At 51.5% G+C, this 18,090-nt stretch carries 12 protein-coding genes; 2 read left to right on the top strand and 10 right to left on the bottom strand.

From position 1 onward, the window contains the following. Positions 1 to 16 precede the first annotated feature (16 nt). Entirely contained in the window at positions 17 to 949 is a 933-nt protein-coding gene (locus AC1DF0_RS25740) for a bile acid:sodium symporter family protein (protein ID WP_477576066.1), read from the bottom strand. Positions 950 to 1,158: 209 nt separating this feature from the next. Here AC1DF0_RS25740 and AC1DF0_RS25735 point away from each other — a divergent pair, with 209 nt between their 5' ends. Next, positions 1,159 to 2,304 (top strand): YfbR-like 5'-deoxynucleotidase, encoded by a 1,146-nt coding sequence (locus AC1DF0_RS25735; RefSeq protein ID WP_477576064.1) that lies wholly within the window; start codon positions 1,159 to 1,161, stop codon positions 2,302 to 2,304. Between the two features lie 16 nt (positions 2,305 to 2,320). On the opposite strand, the gene AC1DF0_RS25730 is transcribed toward AC1DF0_RS25735, so the two are convergent. Beyond that, positions 2,321 to 3,262 carry a substrate-binding domain-containing protein gene (locus AC1DF0_RS25730; RefSeq protein ID WP_442051131.1) on the bottom strand — a complete coding sequence of 314 codons (942 nt, stop codon included), beginning with the start codon at positions 3,260 to 3,262 and terminating at the stop codon, positions 2,321 to 2,323. A gap of 244 nt (positions 3,263 to 3,506) precedes the next feature. Between AC1DF0_RS25730 and modA the strand changes: the two genes are divergently transcribed. Then, positions 3,507 to 4,322, top strand: coding sequence for a molybdate ABC transporter substrate-binding protein (gene modA / locus AC1DF0_RS25725; protein ID WP_477576061.1), 816 nt, complete (start codon positions 3,507 to 3,509; stop codon positions 4,320 to 4,322). 405 nt (positions 4,323 to 4,727) lie between these two features. On the opposite strand, the gene AC1DF0_RS25720 is transcribed toward modA, so the two are convergent. The 8 genes from AC1DF0_RS25720 to AC1DF0_RS25685 form a co-directional block, all read right to left on the bottom strand. After that, positions 4,728 to 6,347: a glycoside hydrolase family 3 protein gene (locus AC1DF0_RS25720; protein WP_477576059.1), complete on the bottom strand. Its 1,620-nt coding sequence runs from the start codon at positions 6,345 to 6,347 to the stop codon at positions 4,728 to 4,730. Then, positions 6,340 to 7,977, bottom strand: a complete 1,638-nt coding sequence (locus AC1DF0_RS25715) for a response regulator transcription factor (RefSeq protein ID WP_477576057.1) — start codon at positions 7,975 to 7,977, stop codon at positions 6,340 to 6,342. Before AC1DF0_RS25715 ends, AC1DF0_RS25720 begins: the two co-directional genes overlap by 8 nt. After that, positions 7,974 to 9,785, bottom strand: coding sequence for a cache domain-containing sensor histidine kinase (locus AC1DF0_RS25710; RefSeq protein ID WP_477576055.1), 1,812 nt, complete (start codon positions 9,783 to 9,785; stop codon positions 7,974 to 7,976). The genes AC1DF0_RS25715 and AC1DF0_RS25710 overlap by 4 nt, the downstream gene beginning before the upstream one ends. Before the next feature lie 86 nt (positions 9,786 to 9,871). Further along, positions 9,872 to 10,720 carry a carbohydrate ABC transporter permease gene (locus AC1DF0_RS25705; RefSeq protein ID WP_337099032.1) on the bottom strand — a complete coding sequence of 283 codons (849 nt, stop codon included), beginning with the start codon at positions 10,718 to 10,720 and terminating at the stop codon, positions 9,872 to 9,874. Next, positions 10,720 to 11,601: an ABC transporter permease subunit gene (locus AC1DF0_RS25700; protein ID WP_475821082.1), complete on the bottom strand. Its 882-nt coding sequence runs from the start codon at positions 11,599 to 11,601 to the stop codon at positions 10,720 to 10,722. Before AC1DF0_RS25700 ends, AC1DF0_RS25705 begins: the two co-directional genes overlap by 1 nt. 141 nt (positions 11,602 to 11,742) lie before the next feature. Beyond that, positions 11,743 to 13,116: an extracellular solute-binding protein gene (locus AC1DF0_RS25695; protein WP_477576052.1), complete on the bottom strand. Its 1,374-nt coding sequence runs from the start codon at positions 13,114 to 13,116 to the stop codon at positions 11,743 to 11,745. Between the two features lie 394 nt (positions 13,117 to 13,510). Continuing rightward, complete coding sequence (locus AC1DF0_RS25690; RefSeq protein ID WP_442053038.1) at positions 13,511 to 16,411, bottom strand: DEAD/DEAH box helicase; 2,901 nt, start codon at positions 16,409 to 16,411, stop codon at positions 13,511 to 13,513. Further along, positions 16,408 to 17,994, bottom strand: a complete 1,587-nt coding sequence (locus tag AC1DF0_RS25685; protein ID WP_477576049.1) for an SWIM zinc finger family protein — start codon at positions 17,992 to 17,994, stop codon at positions 16,408 to 16,410. Before AC1DF0_RS25685 ends, AC1DF0_RS25690 begins: the two co-directional genes overlap by 4 nt. Between the last annotated feature and the right edge of the window lie 96 nt (positions 17,995 to 18,090).

Here is an 18,090-nt window from a genome sequence, read left to right as displayed (position 1 = left end):
ATCTTCTTGCCTGCCCCTATCGTACCTGCGATGGCTTAGGTTTGCCAGCCGTCTTATTGTTAAGTTTTTGTAAAATGTAATGGTGAACGGTCGCGAGCGGCTGCTGGATCAGGATCGACAGCACGACAGGAACTGCCGTCAAAGGACTGAAATAACCAAGCGCCAGCACGATGCCAAGCGAGATGTTGCGCATGCCGGTTGCGTACGATACCGTAACCTGCTGCTCACGGTTGCGGAGCTTCGCCGTTCCGATAAAGCCGAGCGCATAGCAAGCTCCAACCAAGAGGACGGTAAGCGGTATAAGCGTTGCCATATCCTCCTTGAGCTTGTCCAGATGGGGCGCAATAGCTGAAGCATTCAGCGCAACGACCCCTACGAAGCAAAGTTTGGACAGCGGTGCGGTATACGGCATGACGATGCCCTGGATGCGCCCTTTGCTGAACTGATTAAGCACGACCCCGATTATAGTAGGCAGAACGATTAAGATGAACAGATCGGCGATAAGCGGTCCTGCTTCGATCTCTACCGCTGTATTGAAGAACAGATGGATGCCCGCCGGAACAACAAGCGGACTCAGCGCCGAATCAAGCACGACCATCGCCAGCATAAGCGGCACGCTGCCGCCCGACAGCCCTACCCATAGCACCGTTGAGACGCCAAGCGGTATGATGGTGAATAATACGAGTCCGATGACGTACGGCGAATCCGCTCCGTATAGGAGCGTACCTGCCCCATAAGCGAGCAGCGGCGACACGATGTGAGCGATAACGAACGTAAGCGCCATTATCCCCGGCCGCTTCGCGACCTCGCGCAGTTGAGTCAAACCGCAGCCGATAGCCATCGTCAGCGTCACATAAGCGAACATATACGGCACAGCCTTGATTAACGGCTGCAGGCTAGACGAGAAAATGAAGCCGAGAATAAGCGATCCGGGTATGATAACGAACATCCATTTTTCAAAAATCCGATTGAAAGCAAGTCCTAACTCTCTCGTAAGTCATCCCATCCTTAATGGTTTGCGCAGCATACACGCTTGCTGAGCGTATCCCAGTTGTATCTATTCGGTTCAGATGATAAGCATTATAATAACATAGTCGGGCATGTTGCAGCCCGAATAGATGCGCCGACGCAATGAGGCGCTGCTAAGGAAGTGTTGATATGAAAAACGGTAAATTCACGAACACGATCATCCGCATGCAATACGTCCCGCGATGGAGCGAATACGCGCCAAGATTCGAGGACAACGCGGCAAGCCATAGCTTCCGATGCGCTGCGTTATCGATCGTTATCGCCGCAGCCGAGGATCATCTATATAACAACCCTATCGACAAGCTGAAGCTGCTCGGACGCTGCCTATGGGGCGATCTCAAAAACACGGGCACAGGCTCTATTAAATACGTTACGAAAAAAGAAACGCTCGTCATGAACCATATCCGCTCCTTCGAGAAGGAGCTCAGCAAGGAGATCGTCTCCTACTTGTCCAAGTCGCTGCAGCCCGCCGCGGCCGACTTCATCGTGGACGCCCAAGACGACACGTTTGTCGGACAATTGGTCGAGGCAATCGATACCTTCGATGCGATGCTCTTCTGCCACCGCGAAGCGAAGTACGGTTCGAATCCGTTCTTCCAAGCTAAGTACGAGGAGCTGCGCCAGCTGCTGGCAGGCTCCAAGCAGCAATCGATCGTGTGGCTGCTCTCCGAATACGAGAAGCAGGAAGGCGTTGCCGCCTTCCTTGGTTATATCGTTGATCTCGATACGGTCAAGCGCTGGAACGGCAGCTATAACCTCGTGCCGGATAATGATGCGACACATTCTTTCCGCGTCGCATCGCTTGCCTTGTTCAACGGCCTGCTCGAGCGGGAGCGATTCGGCCGCCAAGCGGAGTTCGACCTGTATGAGCTGGTCGCAAAGGCAGTTCTTCACGATCTGCCGGAGGTGCTGTCCGGCGATGTCGTGACGAACTTCAAACATAACAATGAAGAGATTAAGCTCGCCTTCGAGCAATATGAGAAGGAAACGGCCGCGACTATCGTTGAATTGCTGCCTGCTGTCTTCCACAAAGAGATGACCAGTTACATCGTAGACAGCAAATCGGATGATTACGCAGGCGAAATGGTCGATATCGCCGATAAGCTCGACGCGTTAATCAAGGCCGGTCTGGAAATGCGCAACAATCCGCATTATGCGGAGACGTACTATCAGCAGTTGATCAAAATTCAGCATCGGTACGAAAACCCTTGCGTCATCTTTTTCCTCGCTTACATTTTGCATGACTTAACGTATTCGAATCTAATTGGACAATAATGATTCCCGGCTCAGCTCACTTGCTGTCCAGAAGAACCGCACCGGTGAGCGAAAGATCGTAACCCTGTATCGATCGCAGCTCCTCTTGATAAGAGGGGGAAGCAACGATTGATTGAACGAGCTCAATCCACGCTATATTTTGGGGCGTTTGCAGCATGACTAGGTCGCAGCGCTCCTTCGCAAGCGGTATGAACTCCGCCCCTACGATGTAAGCCGCCTTCTCAATGCCGACTCCCGCATCTGCCGCTCCCGTTACTACTTTCCCCGCTACGCCCAAGTGATTCGATTCCTCATCCTCATACCCTCTCACACTGTTGCGTGATAGTCCATGCAGCCTCAGCTGTTCATCGAGCAGCACCCTAGCTCCCGAACCCTTCTCTCGATTCACGATTCGAACATCGTTTCGCGACAAATCTGCCCAGCTGACAATATTTTTCGGATTCCCTTTTTGCACATAAAGCCCGGCAGTACGAGTAAGCAAGTTAATGACGATATAAGGGAAGCCGACGAGCAGCTTCCGTATGTAAGGCAAGTTATATTCGCCTGTATCCCCATCCAGCAGATGCGTGCTAACAATATCAGCCCGTCCTTGATACATGGCGATCAAGCTGTCCATGCTGCCCATATGAGAGCGAAGCGGACGATATTCTTTCGTATGCTTCTCGATATGCTTCGATAATATATCGAGACTCACATCCTGTCCTGTAATGACGAGGCTGCGAACATCGGTGGCTGCCGTCTGCGCTTGACCGCTATGCGGCATAACGTTCGTCATTCGGCTATTGCTCCCTTTTGCCCGATGCTTGTACCGCTCAAGATCGTCAGCATCCACACGCATCTGACGACCGACGCGATAGGCGGGCAGCTCGCCTTTCTTTATTAAGTCGTACACCGTTAGCTTCGAAATGCGAAGCAGCTTGGCGATTTCTTCCGTCGTATAGGACACTTGTTCCGTCATTCCTTCACCTGCTTCCGCAAGCGTAAACGATTGCCGCCTCCGAGAGCGGCCCTAACCCGTTTCGCGTTGAATACTAAACCAAAGTATATCGCAATCATTGATTTCTGGCATCATATTGCGTCCATTCATATTTAGTTATATCTATTTATATCTAGTTATAACAAAACATATTTATTTATAATCAAACATATGTTAACATAGCTAACAAATAGATAGATACATAATGGAGAGGAAKAATCGATCAATGAACAAAATAACCAAATGGMTAACGCTAGCTTTGCTCGCCGCGGTAATCGCAATTGCCGGCTGCTCCAGCAATACGCCAGCCAACACCGACGCGGATAACAACGCTCCGTCGAAGAAAGTCGAGTTGCTTATCTCGGCTGCGGCCAGCTTGACGGACAGCTTGAATGAGCTTAAATCCGCATACGAGTTAGAACATAATAATGTCACGCTTACCTTCAACTACGGTGCATCCGGCACGCTGCAGCAGCAGATCGAGCAAGGCGCTCCCGCAGACTTATTCCTATCTGCAGGTACGAAGCAAATGAAAGCCTTGGTCGACAAGCAGCTTATCGAGGAAGCTCAGCAAGTAAATGTTCTGGCGAATGAACTCGTGGCCGTTGTGCCAACGGATTCAGATTTGGCGCTCGGCACGATGGAGGATTTATCCCAAGCAGCACTTGGCAAAATAGCGGTCGGCGAGACAGCAACCGTACCGGTAGGCGGCTATACGAAAGAAGCGCTCGACTATTACAAGCTATGGGAAGCCGTACAGCCCAAGCTTGTCTTCGCCAAAGACGTTAGGCAAGTATTGACCTACGTGGAAACAGGCAATACCGACATTGGCTTCGTCTACGCCACAGATGCGCTCACATCCGATAAAGTGAAGGTAGCGTTCAAAGTAGACGCAGCCAGCCACAAACCGATCGTATACCCAATCGGCATCGTGAAGGCGACCAAATATCCCGATGAAGCAGCAGCGCTCTACGATTACTTGCAAAGCGATGAGGCGATGGCCGTGTTCACGAAATACGGCTTCACCGCTCCCGGTCAATAGCTTCAACCTACTCCAGTGATCCTTCACACACCTTTGCTTAAATAACCGGAAAAACTCCCGTTATATTCACGTCCAAGACCAATACCTGGCTGCTTAACTGGAAAAACTCCTGTTATTCCCTCCGGTTTCGCCCTATGCAGCTATTTCAGGTAAATATAACAGGATAAATTCCCGTTAATGGTTTCTGCAACTTGAAATACACGATAATAACGGGAGTAATTCCTGTTAATCAGAGCTATTGCAATCAATCATAGGCGAGTTAAACAACAAATGTGTCCAATGAACATGCGGCTTCATACTGCCTGAGCCGATGGGATGGAAAACTTCTGTTTTCAAAAGTCAGATTACTAGTAAAAAACGGCTGCCTCACGAAGCTCATAGCTTCGAGAGGCAGCCGTTTCCATATTATAACGCCGATGCGCCAGCGCTCCAGCCGAACGGGTAGTCGCTAGAAATGTCGAGCGGCAGCTTGCCTTGCGGGATAAGTTCGCCGACGAGCGCTTTCGCCGCAGCCGCCAGTGCCAGCGGTCGGCATTCGTAGACCGCGATGTACGCAAGCACTTCCGGATAGAGCAGCAGATCAAGCGGGTTGCGGACGGATACCGCAACCGTGCGGTCGCCTGCGAGCTTCACAACCTCGCGCGCAATGTCCCGCTCCAGCGGATGCTTGGAAGCGTCATAGGTGACGACGACGATTTGCTCGAATGTATCGAGCTCTGCCAGCGCGTGACGATCGCTCAATCTACGTTCCACTAGATTCGAATGAAACTGACCAAGGAAATCGCCAAGCGTACCTTGACCTGACAGCATCTCGTCAGCTACCGATACCGGCACGATATCCGGCCACAGGACAAGCGTTCTCGCTGCTTTGCTCAGCGGGAGCAAGCCGCCTTCGTTCTTAACAAGCGTCACGGATGCTTCGCTCCAACGCGCGGCTACCGCTTGATTGTCCTCCGTGGCAATCTCCCTCCGTGCATCTTCCCATGGAAGCAATGGCTCATCGAGTGCCAACTTTTCCTTCAATGCCATGACGCGGCCTACGGCTTCGTCAATCCGATCCATCGCAAGCTCACCGCTCTCCACCGCGCTTGCGACAGCTTCCAGTGCAGCCAATTGCTTCTCGTACGTATGGCTGACGAGCACCATATCCGCTCCGGCCCGCAGCGCCTGTACAGCGCCCGGTCCCGGACCATAAAATTCGTCGATTGCGCTCATCTCGAGGCAATCGGTCACGACGATGCCGTCGTAGCCAAGCTCCTCGCGCAGCAGCCCGGTCAACACCGGCTGCGACAGCGTCGACGGCACGCCGCTCGGATCAAGCGCCGGCAAGCATACATGCGCCGTCATAATACAATCCGTTCCGGCTTCGATCGCCGCTCGGAACGGCTTAAGCTCGATCGCGTCGAGACGCGCGCGATCATGGAGCAATACCGGCAGCGCATGATGCGAGTCTACCGACGTATCGCCATGCCCTGGAAAATGCTTCACCGTCGCGGCAATGCGCGCCGCCTGGTAGCCTTGAACCGCCGCCGCGCCCAGCTCGGCAACGACCTCCGAGCGGTCGCTGTACGAACGAACGTTAATAACCGGATTGTCCGGGTTATTGTTAACGTCAATGCACGGCGCATAGTTCATCGTAACGCCGAGCTTGCGAAGCTCCTCGCCGCAGACTCGCGCCGTCTCGCGAGCACCTTCTGCTTCACTGGCAGCACCTAATGCCATGTTTCCCGGCATAAGCGTCACGCCCTCTACTAGCCTTGCAACCATGCCGCCTTCTTGATCAATAGCGACGAATACAGGCGGCTTGCCCGCATCGCTTGCGATGCGCTGCAGATTGCCGCTCAGCTCATGAACCTGCTGGGCATCCACGACATTACGGGAGAAGTAGATCGTTCCCCCGATCCCATATTCGCGAATTAGAGCCTGAATCTGCTCCGTCGGCTCCGTCCCATGAAAGCCGAATACGAACAGCTGTCCGATCTTCTCCTTAAGACTCCATTGCTTCCAATCGCTCTTATTAGACACCGCTTTCCCATCCTCTCTCATGCTCCCCATCTTGATGCTTGCTTCTATAATCCGTCGGATTCTCGCCCGTATATTTCATGAATACTTTCGTAAAATACCGCCTTTCCGCGTATCCTACCTCTTTCGCAATCTGAGCGACGCTCTTCTGCGTATCGGCGAGCATGACTTTCGCCCGCTCCATCCTTTGCCTCGTTACATATTCGATGAACGTCTCGCCGAACGTCTGCTTGAACAGCAGGCTAAAGTACGACGTGCTTAGGCCCACATGCGTCGCCGCTTCCTCCACGCTAAGATCGCGGTATAGGTTACGATCCAAGAACGATCTTGCCTCGGCCATCGAACGCTCCGATTGCTTCTTCTTATCCATTGATTTCTCGGATACCGCGCTTGTCACTTGCCTGATAACTGACAACAAATCCTTAATGCCGAATCTGCGGTCCAACCTGCGCCACAGCATATCCTCCTGCTCGCGGGTAAACACGCCCATTTCCTTCATCTCCCGCATCAGATGCAGGACGAAGAAATGGAGCAGCGGCTTCACCCGGCCGAGACTCGGCTCATTCATCTGCTGGAGCAGCAGCGTCACGCTCTGCAATTCGAAATCCACGGTGATCGAATCGCCGCGCTTCACCGCGCCGATGATTTTCTCCGCCGTATCCCAGAACGCTTGATCTGCCTTCGACGATCTCATCTGCTCCGATGGATAGACCGCCATGACATCGTGCACGGGTGTAAGCTGCATGCCTTGCTGTACAACCTTATACGCACTGGACAAGTCTGCTACAGAGGCGAATTCTCGGAATATGCCGGCGAATAGGTTCAGCTTCACATGACCGCTTACGGTAATGAGCAGCATCTCCGTCCACTCTTTGATTTGAGCCAAATTGTATGGAATATCTTTATCCACCTCAATCAGCACGCACCACTCGCCATCGCGAATTTGTATGACCGCATGGTGAAGCGACTGCTGATGCAGCTTCTCGCGAAGCACGTTGCACACCGCGAAGTTCCACAGCTTACGCTCCTTGTCGGACCAGTCGCGCCAATCCTTCGTTTTCTCCGAGCTGACGTCCAGATCCAATACAATCAAGACGAACTGTTGCTCCTTAAGCTGCTGTTCATCGCCTGTAAGCAGCCAATTGTCTGCCGTCACATCAGTATAATCCATGATGATGTCGTACAATATTTTTTCGCTAGCAAGATCGATCATTCGCCCCAGCTTCTGCTTCTCTTCGAGCTTCTGCTTCTGCTTGTTCCGCTGGTTCGCCATAATGCGGGCAATGACGCCCGTCAGCTCATCGTATGGAATCGGTTTCAGCATATAATCATTGACGCCATATTGAATGGCGGTACGCGTATAAGTAAAATCTTGGTATCCCGAAAGCATGATGATATCGCAAGCTATTTCTTTCTCGCGAATATGGCGGACAAGCTCAAGACCGTCCATAACCGGCATACGAATATCGCATAGCAGCAAATCTATCGGCCCTTGTTCCATCAGCTCGAGCGCCTCGACGCCGTTTTTGGCAACGCCAGCTACGGTCAAGCCAAGCATTTCCCAGGGGATGACCTTTTCTAAGTTTCGTGTAATATGTGCTTCGTCGTCGACTAAGAGTACTTTACCGCTCATTGCTGTTCACCTCTGCTCTTTGGAATGACGCAGCGGATAACGGTACCATATCCCTCGCCGCTGCAAATCCATAAACCGAAGTTCGGTCCGTAATGGATACGCAGCCGGTCCGCTACGTTTCTAAGACCAAGTCCTCTTCTTTCGCCAAGCTCCGCTGCATTCTGACCCTTGCTTGTTGGACTTGAACCCTGCGCCAGCTTTTGCAATACGCTTTCGCTCATCCCGACTCCATTGTCGCGGATGAACAACACAATTTGGTGAAGTTCAACACGCACTTCGATCGTGATAACCCCTTCTCCGTCGCCATATCCTTCAAGTCCATGCTGTATGCTGTTCTCGACAAGGGGCTGGAGCGTCAGCTTCAAAATCGAATAATCGAGCGCTTCATCCGGAACGTTCATCTCGTAGGTGAACAGCTCCTCAAAGCGGTATTTCTGAATTTCCAAATAGCTTCGCACATGCTCAATTTCTTGCGCGATCGTAATTTCCTCGGAATGATGCATGCTCGTACGCAGCAGGTTGCTCAGACGGCGAACCATCAGCATAATCTTCTTGCCTTCGTTCTGAGCGGCAAGCGCATTAATGGACTCCAACGTGTTGAACAGGAAGTGAGGCTTGATCTGCGCCTGCATAAGCATCATCTCCGCATGCTGCTTGCGCTGCTGCTCTCTGCGGACTTCATTAAGCAAACTGCCGATTCGCTCGACCATGCTATTGAAACTATTTGCGAGCAGCACCGTCTCATCCTTGCCTTGGGCGGTAATACGAATATCCAATAGACCTTGCTCTACAAGACGCATTTTGCGAACGACCTTAATAATCGACCTCGCTACGCGGTTAACAAAGAATACGTTGAACAATATCGCCGAAATAACGCCAAGCGCCGTAATCATGCCGATCCACTGCACGAATCGTACATTCTCGTTCGTCAGCGAATTCCACGACTTAATCGAAACGAGAATCCACCCGCTCCGATCGAGCTGATAGGACGAGACAAGCGCGTCAATCGTATCGAAGGTCTCGCGCGAGCTCTCGTAATTGACCGTATTTTGCAGCTTAAGCGCCGTGTATTCGTTGATTTTGTTGCCCTGCGCTTCTCCCATGCTGTCCAGCATAATGAGTCCGCTATTATTAATAATCATATAACGCGTTTCTGGCACATCGCTATCGGGATTCTGGAAAGCTTTGAGCATGCTCATCACTTCTTCGGTCTTGTACTGCGTAATCATAACGCCTAGATCGTTGAACGTCTCAATATCCTTTACGACGCGAAGCTGAGTAAACAAGGGCGGGTCAACACCCGTCAGCTCTCGCTGCTCATAAGGTCCGATCCATAGCGGACGGCCCCCTAGCGCTATCACCTCGTCATAGATCGAATGCAGCTTGAACATATCGAAGGTAATCGGCTTAAACGTCGTCGGATCGTTGCGATAGGAGCGGAACATCGTACCGTCCTTCGCGTAAAGCACGACGAAGCTGACCGCCGGATGCTGGAACAGTATCCGGTTCATCTCCTTCTCCGCCTGATTAATCGCGATGAGCGTACTTGGATCGATTGCCGTATAAGTGCTGTACTTGAGCGTATCCTGAACCTCGGAGCTTGTCAGATTGCCGTCTGACAGTTGATCGAGTTCCCGGAAGAAATAGCGGATGTTGCCTCCTACCGCCTTGAGCGAAATTTCCGTCTGCTCGCTATATTTTTCCTCAAGCAGCGTTTCTGAATTCAGAAACGAGAAGATGCCGAGGCCGATCATCGGAATGACGATCAGAGCTATGAATGCGAGCATAAGCTTCGGTCTCAAGTTCATCTAGGGAGCCTCCTGGTTGGTAACTAGCATAAACAGCAGATGCCGTCCATGGACGGCAAGCTGCTTCTGATTGAAAAGCGATTCTATTAACCTTTGACGCTGCCCGCAGTCATTCCTTCTATAATCTGACGTTGCAGGAACACATAGACGATAAGAACGGGAATGATACTTATAATTACGGCAGCCGATAGGGAAGCAAAGTTCGTTCGATAACCGTCGTTAAAGGTCGCCATGCCTGTCGGCAGCGTTCGGAGCGATTCGGAAGTTATGAACAATTGGGATAAAATATACTCGTTCCAGTTGCCGATGAAGTTCAATATAAACACCGTAACGAGCGCCGGTACAGAAATCGGAACAATAATTCGGAAAAACAGCCCCGATGCGCCTAATCCGTCCATAATGCCTGCCTCCTCGAGCTCGCTTGGAATCGAAAGCATGAAGGCGTAAATAATGAAGACGGTAATCGGCAACGCATATGTGGAGTATACCAAAATTAGCGACAAATGCGTATCATAAAGCTTATGTCCGAACAGCTCAATCCCTTGAATCAAGCGGTACAGCGGGATGAACAAGGCGCCAGCCGGAACGAGCAGACCGAGCAGGATGAATTGATACACGATTTTATTCATCTTCTCGTATTTCATTCGGGAAATGGCGAATGAAGTCATCGCAGCGAACAGCAGCGTCAGCAGACATGCGGCGACGGTTACGTACACGCTATTCAGCGCATACTTGCCGATATTGGCCGTACCCCATGCGGCTACATAGTTGTCGAAGTTGAACGAAGTCGGGAAAGACCATGTATTTTCCGTAATTTGACGATTCGTTTTGAAGGAAGACATGAACAGCCATAATAACGGGAAGAGCAGTGCGACGACATAGACGAACAGGAAGCTGTGCATCCACCATTGTGAGTTTTTCATTCGTGCTGTCATTAGTACTGCACCTCCTCGCTCTTCGTTAACCGTTGCAGAATGCCAGTCAGAACCAAAATAATGATGAACATCGCAACGCCGATCGCGCTGCCGTAACCAAGCTCCATTGAACGGAAGCCTACCTTAAGCATGTATGTTGCCATAACCTCGGTCGATTGGAACGGTCCGCCGTTCGTCATAATTTGGACAATGTCCAGCACCTTCATTGTTCCGGATACCGAGAGCAGCAGCATAACGAACAGCACCGGCTTCACGAGCGGAAGCGTAATGCTCCACGTTTCTTGCCAGCCGTTAACGCCGTCGATCTTCGATGCTTCAACGATTTCCTTCGGAATGTTCAAGATCGCAGCAAGGCATAATACGATGAAGAAACCGACGTTCTGCCAAGCATTGGCAATCAAGATGGAGAGCAGCGCGAGCTTCGGATCGGACAACCATTCGCGCGCCCAGCTTTCCGGAGCAACGAGGCGAATGAACTGATTGATCAGACCGGAATCGTAATTGTATAGAACGCCGAACAGAATCGCTACGGTAGCTGTCGATATAACAACCGGCACGAACACGGCCGATTTGTAGAAGTCACGCATCCGTCTAACTTTGCTGATGATGATCGAGATCAGGAAGACGAGCGGAATATTCACGATTAAGGAAAATACCATGAAGTAGAAGTTGTTCAGTAACGCTTTTCTAAATACTTCATCGTCCCAGAGCCTTACGAAGTTGTCGAAACCTATAAATACTTTCTCGGTAATGCCATCCCACCGGAAGAAACCGTAAATGAAAGAAACGATAACCGGATAACAGAAAAATATGGCGTACAAGACGAGCGTTGGAATAATGAACGCGATATAGGTGATCGGGTTTTTGAGCGCTTTGTTCATAGCTTCCCTCTCCTTAACAGTTTTGCGAATACGATTCACTTGTAAGCGATACCGCGTCCAAGGGTGAAAGAGGGTGTCCTCCTGCAAGGAAGGACACCCTCTCGCCCATCAGGATCGATTGTCATGTGTCGCTATTGTCAATTACTGAGCTGCATTCGCTTTCACTTGGGAAGCTTGAATTTTCTCAGCTACTTTTTCAGGCGTGCTTACTTTACCGATCAGCTCTTGGATGCCAACGTTGATATCAGCGCCTACTGCCGGTTGAACGATAGCGTCGTATGCTTTCCACGAGCTCGAAGCGTTAGCCATTACCGTCAAGATTTCAGTTGTAAGCGGATCTACACCGGACAGGTCGCTCAGCTTCATGGAAGGAAGCAATTTGTCTTCCACTAGCGTACGTTTTTGTACTTCTTCCGTATAGAAGTTAGCGATGAATTTCTTAACCGCTGCGATTTGATCTTCGTTCAGGTTAGCCGAGAAGCCGAAGCCGTTCGAGTACGATGCGTTGATCGACGTTTGATCGCCTGCGCCGCCTTCGATGGACGGGAATGCGAAGTAGCCGATTTGACCTTTCAGTTCGCCAGCTTCGTCGCCGGAGAAACGGTTCGCGTCCCATGTTCCCGTGAACACCATTGCGGCTTTGCCGGAAAGCAATTGCGCGCCTTGATCTGCGTATGCAAGTCCGAGAGCGCCTTTCGTGAAGTAGTCTTTGTTCACAAGCTCAGCGTAGGAAGCAAGACCTTTAACGAAGTTTTCGTCTGTCCATTTCGCTTCGCCGGATACGACTTTGCTGAAAGCGTCGATGCCTACGTTACGTTCCATAATCGTGTTCCACATCATGCCGTTAACCCAGCCGTCTTTGGCAGCAAGACCAAATGGCGTGTAACCTGCAGCTTTGATTTTGTCGGAAATTTCAAGCAATTGCGCCCAAGTCGTAGGGATTTCCAGACCTAGCTCGGAGAAAATTTTCTTATTGTAGAAGATAGCTTCGCTATAGCCGCCGAAAGGAAGGCCGTATACTTTGCCGTCGATCGTGAACTCATCCAAGCTCGCGAACTTGTCTTTAATGCCAAGCTCTTCGATGATCGGTGTCAGGTCAAGCATGCGGTTTGCTTTCACATACAGGTTAAGGTCAGCGCCGCCGAATACTTCGAAGATGTCTGGAGGATTGCCTGCAGCCATCTCGGCTTTCAGCTTCTGATCGCGGTTAACGATCTCGTCGATGCCTTCAAGCTTGAACGTCAAGCCTTTGTTCTCATCTTGTGTTTTTGCAACGACATCTTCTAGGATTTTCAAGCGTGTTTTGCTTGTTTCTTTAATTTGTGTGTGACGAAGGGACAATGTTACGTCTTTCGCTTCCGCTTCCGGCGCTTTCGTCTCTACCGGTGCGTTCGTTGCGTCCGTGCCTTCGTTAGCCGGCTTGTTGTTGCCGCCGTTGTTGTTGCCGCCGCAAGCGGATGCGACCAACATCACGGATACCAATGCAACAGCGATACTCGTAAATTTTCTTTTCATTTGAAAGACCTCCTCGTTTATGGTGTTGCCTGTTTGCCTCGCACACTCATTATAGGACGCCGAAGCCTATCGCTAGGAGGTCCAAAAAACAATAAGTTAGGGATACAATTCTACTTTTTTGATGAGGAGGGATAAAATCTTATAGCCCGCCGGGTTACTTTTCCCGACAGGCTATGTAAATTTATCTTACGTATTAGTGACGCAAATCCTCGGTTATTTGCTTGACTACTTCGTAAAACCGTCTCCACTCTCCGTTTTCACTATGCAATCCGCCAATTTCTTTGGATTTCGAAGGTTCCTCATGTGAGTTTTCCTTCAACATGGGAGCGTTTTCTTGCCGCAGTCTCTCCAGTCTTTGCTTAAACTGAGCATTATCGTCCGACATTTATATCCCTCACCCCTTCAGCCAGCTCTTGCGGAGTGCAAAAATCTCTTTCAAGTCGTCGGTAGACATTTCCGTAATCCATTGCTCCGATTGTCCGACGACTTGCTCGCTAAGCGATTGCTTGCTCTCGATCATCTCGTCGATCTTCTCCTCCAGCGTGCCAAGCGTAACGAACTTATGCACCTGTACCTGCTTCGTCTGCCCGATCCGGAACGCTCGGTCCGTAGCCTGATTCTCGACCGCCGGATTCCACCACCGATCGAAGTGAAACACATGGTTGGCCGCTGTCAGGTTAAGCCCAGTCCCGCCAGCCTTAAGCGATAATACGAAGGCGCAGCACGGCTCATCCTGATTCTGGAACCGTTCAATCATTTCATCGCGCTTCGCCTTCGGCACGCCGCCGTGCAAATACGGCACCGGCATCCCGAGACGCTCTTCGAGCAGCTTCTGAAGCTGCTCGCCCATATCAACATATTGGGTGAAGATGAGGCAGCGCTCGCCTTCAGCGGCGATCTCCTCGCACATCTCAAGCAGCCGCACCACTTTATTCGAGCGCTCGGGTTCCCATTGCAGCTTGCGTTCCTCAGCATTAAGAAGCGAGGGATGGTCGCATAGCTGCTTGAACTTCGTGAGCGCGGACAAGATAAGCCCGCGACGCTGCATCGGCCCCAGCTTGTCGAGCTTATCCAGCAGATCGGCAACCAGATTCTCGTAGATGACACCTTGCTCTGCTGTAAGCGTCATATACGTCTTCGCCTCATTCTTCTCCGGCAGCGACAGCTGAATGGAAGGATCCTTCTTAATTCTGCGCAGCATGAACGGCTTCACCCAGCGCTGCAGCCCTGCAATCATCGCTTCGTCGCGCGTCTTCTCGATCGGAGCAACTACGGCGGTGCGGAATTCATTCAAGCTGCCTAAGTACCCTGGGTTAATAAAATCATAGATCGACCACAGTTCCGTAAGTCGATTCTCCATCGGCGTGCCGGTGAGAGCGATTCGGTGCAAGGCATTGAACCTGCGTATCGCGCTCGACTGTTTCGTATATACGTTCTTTATATTTTGCGCTTCATCCAAGCACAATACATCCCATTCAACGAGACTAAGCACTTCTTCATCTAATTGAGCAAGCGAATATGAGGTTATAACAATATCCGCTTGATCCGCCGCCTCTCTGAACGCTTCACCCTTGTCGCGCTTCGCGCCGTAATGAAGCATCACCTTCAGCGATGGGGCGAACTTCTCAAGCTCTTTCTCCCAGTTGCCTATGACGGAGGTCGGACAGATGAGCAGCGACGGACCTCTGAATCCGCCCTGCTTCTCCTTCACTACCATCATATAGGCCATGAACTGAATCGTCTTGCCGAGACCCATATCATCGGCCAACACGCCGCCAAGTCCGAATCTGCGCAAGAACAACAGCCATGACACGCCTTCCAACTGATAAGGACGAAGCTCTCCGAGAAATTGCGGAGGCAGCTCGGCTAGCGGAATCTGCGATGCTTGTTGCAGCTGGGCAAGCCAAGTCGTCAGATGCTCGTTCAGCTCAACCTCCGCGCGAAGCTCTGATTCATAGACACTATCGTCCTCTAGCGGCGTTCCGCCGCGCAGGTGCATCTCCAGCACGTCGCGGAACGATAATCCGCTGCGCTTGCCCATCTTATTCAGCCATTGCTTTATTTGGTCAACATCCTGCGGGTCAAGATGCACCCATTCGCCGCCCACTTGGAAGAGTCTTCGATTCTGCTCGGCAAGATGAAGAAATTCCGCCTCTGACAGATCGACATTGCCAAGCGCCAGCTTCCAATCGAATTGAACGATCTGATTCAGACCGAACATCGGCTGGGCAGCCGACCCCACCGACGACTTCATCTTCGCCTTCAGACGCAGCTTGCGCGAACGCACCGCTTCCCACCAGCTCGGAAGCAGTACCGGACAGCCAGCCTCCAGCAGTTGCACGCTTGCTCCCTCTAAAAACATCCACGCTTCATTATCCGTCAGCTCTGCGCGAATCACACCTTCTGCCGCCGTATCTTCCCACTCCGGCAGCGCGTCAATCCACTTCGCTTGCTCCTTCGCAAGCTTCGCCTCAATAAGCGGCAGCCACGCTTCATCGATCGCGCGGCCATCTGCCGTGTCTGCTTCCCAGCCGGTATAACCGTCATGGCGAATCGGCAGCCACGGCCCGCCTTCCCGGCTTTGAAGCGCCGGGCGCAGACGCCAGCCGCTCGTCTCTTGAGGCTCGACGAGCTGTAGCGCTACGCGGAACGGCAGCGTATCCTTGCTCAGTCCAATAGCAATGAGCCAATCTTCCTCGTCCGCCGACTTGCGCCTTAGCACGCCTTCGCCCGATAACAGGCCGATCTCTCGCCATGCTTTTGCAGCTAGCTCATTCTCCTCGATCATCTGCTCGACGGCATAACCGATCCATCTATCGACACCTTTATCTCCGGCATCAGCTGCCTCCTGCATGGACTGCTCCCACTTGAGCAACTTCTGCTCTTCTTGCCTCGGAATCGCCATCCGCCAGCTGCGATGATGCTCGGTCCATGTCGCCCAATCAGGCATGAACCAACCGTTCAATAACGCTTCTCTTATTTGCTCTGCGATTCGCATAAGAAGCGTTAGCCTCGGCGTCCATTCGAGCTGCAGCAGCCTTACCGCCTGAGGGGCGGATAAATAATCGACCGCTATTAGCGGCTTTAGCTGAAGAAGCGTCCTGCCGCCAGCGCTGATTTCTTCAACCTCCGTACCGTACCATGAAGCCTTATGCCATGCGAACAAAAGAGAGCGCAGCCGATTGTCTGCCGCATCCTTCCGACCTTCTGCGACCAGCATAATCGCTGACTCTTCCGCGTTCTCGTTCCAAAATCCGTCAACCACCAGTTTGCGAACGCTGCTTTGTACTCTCATGTTACGATTTTCCCTTTCCACAATTCCTCCTGGAATGCGCGCAAACGCTGATATTTCGAAGTTAAGCCTTTAATATAGTTATCCCAGCGAGCATCCTCCTGCTCGGATTTGTACAGACGCTCCAGCTTCTTGAGCTGCTTCACCGCCATCTTGTACCCTTGCCGATTACGAGACTGAATGCTTGCGTCAATCGATTGATGGTATAGCGGCAGGAGCACCTGCGGCGCTGATTTGGCTACTTCTCGCAGCGCTTGAACCCCAACATCCTCAAGCCTCGCTCCGGTCAGCAGCTGGAGATCGGCCCATTCCTCATAACGCTGCTGACCCAGCCAATGCTCCGATAATTCTAGATAGGAAAATGGCAACAGCTCTGTCATATAGGTGGACCATTGCGGCAGGTCGGGACGATCCTGATCCGCTCTCCGGCACAACGTCACGAAGACGCCTACCGTTCTGCCGTTGCGGTTCGGATAGATTCGCTCATACAGGAAGCTCATCCAGAGCTCTACAAGCTCCCACTTCTCCTCTTCCATCCGTTGTGCTGCGCAAGGATAAATAACCCTTTGTGCTTTATCGAAGCTAGCCTTGGCGAAATGCTCCATCGACTTATCATCCTGTTTATCGAAGAAATACATCATGGCAATTGCAATCTGCACGAATGCCAACGGCTCTTCTTTCTCCGCCTCCAGCATCGACGCCAGCTCACGCTCGAACCATTCCCTATTGCTCGACAACTTCTCGCTTAGTGACAAATAAATATATTCCCATTCAAACAGTTGGCGTTCTACGTTAGAAGCCCGCGCTTTAATGACCGCTACGAGCAGATCTGCCCACCGTGTCTCCGCGTCATCCATGTCAGCGGGTACAAGCTCTCCAATGAGTGTATATAAATGCTCAACCCAAGGCTCAGCCATTCGAATAAACGACATTTCATGATAATACCGGCTGAACGAATCGACTGTCGTAATAGCCATCTCAGCCTGCTCAAGCACGAAAATAACCGCAGTTGCCCAGTGCAGCCGTTGACGCGGCTTCTCCCAATCCTTGGATAACCCTTTAAGGGATTGAAGCACTGGCTGCAGGGCATGAAGCGAATGCCGGCATTTGCGCCATGTCTCTCCTTGGGATTGCTCCATCCAAGCAAGCCACTCCTCGCCGCTTGCTCTCTCGGACGGATGAGTGACGCTCCCCGCTGCTACAGCAGCTTGATCCCGACTGTCTATCGTCACTTCGCTAGCAGACGTAAGTCCGAGCATTCGAAAGTAGGTCCTCTCCGCCGTCTTATGACCATCTGGGAGCTCGCTGCATGCTTGGAATAAGACAGCAGCCATATGCTTGCAGTAATGATCCTCCGGACAAGTACATGAGCTGTAAGCAAAGTGACTTGCATCCATGACGACCGAATAAAGATCGCTGCCTTGCACAATCCCATACAGCGTATCGTATTCGCTCGCTCGAGTATTTTGAACGCGGCCGTCTACATAATATTGCCAACCCCGCTTTAATACGGATGCATCTATATGATCGCGCAGCTCTTGTTCCAGCGCAGTGTGCAGCTTTTCACTAAGAGGCATAAATGACATTCACCCGCTTCCTTTCCGTTCCATTGCATTCTTACTATTATACCACATGACGACTAGTCAATTGCCTCTCTAAGTGCCTAATCCTTCATTCTTGAA

The organism is Paenibacillus sp. 05T425, assembly GCF_056396205.1.
This window is presented reverse-complemented; position numbering and strand designations above follow the sequence as displayed.

What these genes read in the sequence shown, in the direction of transcription:
- AC1DF0_RS25735 (WP_477576064.1), top strand. Translation starts at nt 1,159, where the DNA reads ATGAAAAACGGTAAATTCACGAACACGATCATCCGCATGCAATACGTC.
- AC1DF0_RS25700 (WP_475821082.1), bottom strand. Translation starts at nt 11,601, where the DNA reads ATGAACAAAGCGCTCAAAAACCCGATCACCTATATCGCGTTCATTATT.
- AC1DF0_RS25730 (WP_442051131.1), bottom strand. Translation starts at nt 3,262, where the DNA reads ATGACGGAACAAGTGTCCTATACGACGGAAGAAATCGCCAAGCTGCTT.
- AC1DF0_RS25715 (WP_477576057.1), bottom strand. Translation starts at nt 7,977, where the DNA reads ATGAGCGGTAAAGTACTCTTAGTCGACGACGAAGCACATATTACACGA.
- AC1DF0_RS25685 (WP_477576049.1), bottom strand. Translation starts at nt 17,994, where the DNA reads ATGTCATTTATGCCTCTTAGTGAAAAGCTGCACACTGCGCTGGAACAA.
- AC1DF0_RS25695 (WP_477576052.1), bottom strand. Translation starts at nt 13,116, where the DNA reads ATGAAAAGAAAATTTACGAGTATCGCTGTTGCATTGGTATCCGTGATG.
- AC1DF0_RS25690 (WP_442053038.1), bottom strand. Translation starts at nt 16,411, where the DNA reads ATGAGAGTACAAAGCAGCGTTCGCAAACTGGTGGTTGACGGATTTTGG.
- AC1DF0_RS25710 (WP_477576055.1), bottom strand. Translation starts at nt 9,785, where the DNA reads ATGAACTTGAGACCGAAGCTTATGCTCGCATTCATAGCTCTGATCGTC.
- AC1DF0_RS25705 (WP_337099032.1), bottom strand. Translation starts at nt 10,720, where the DNA reads ATGACAGCACGAATGAAAAACTCACAATGGTGGATGCACAGCTTCCTG.
- AC1DF0_RS25740 (WP_477576066.1), bottom strand. Translation starts at nt 949, where the DNA reads ATGTTCGTTATCATACCCGGATCGCTTATTCTCGGCTTCATTTTCTCG.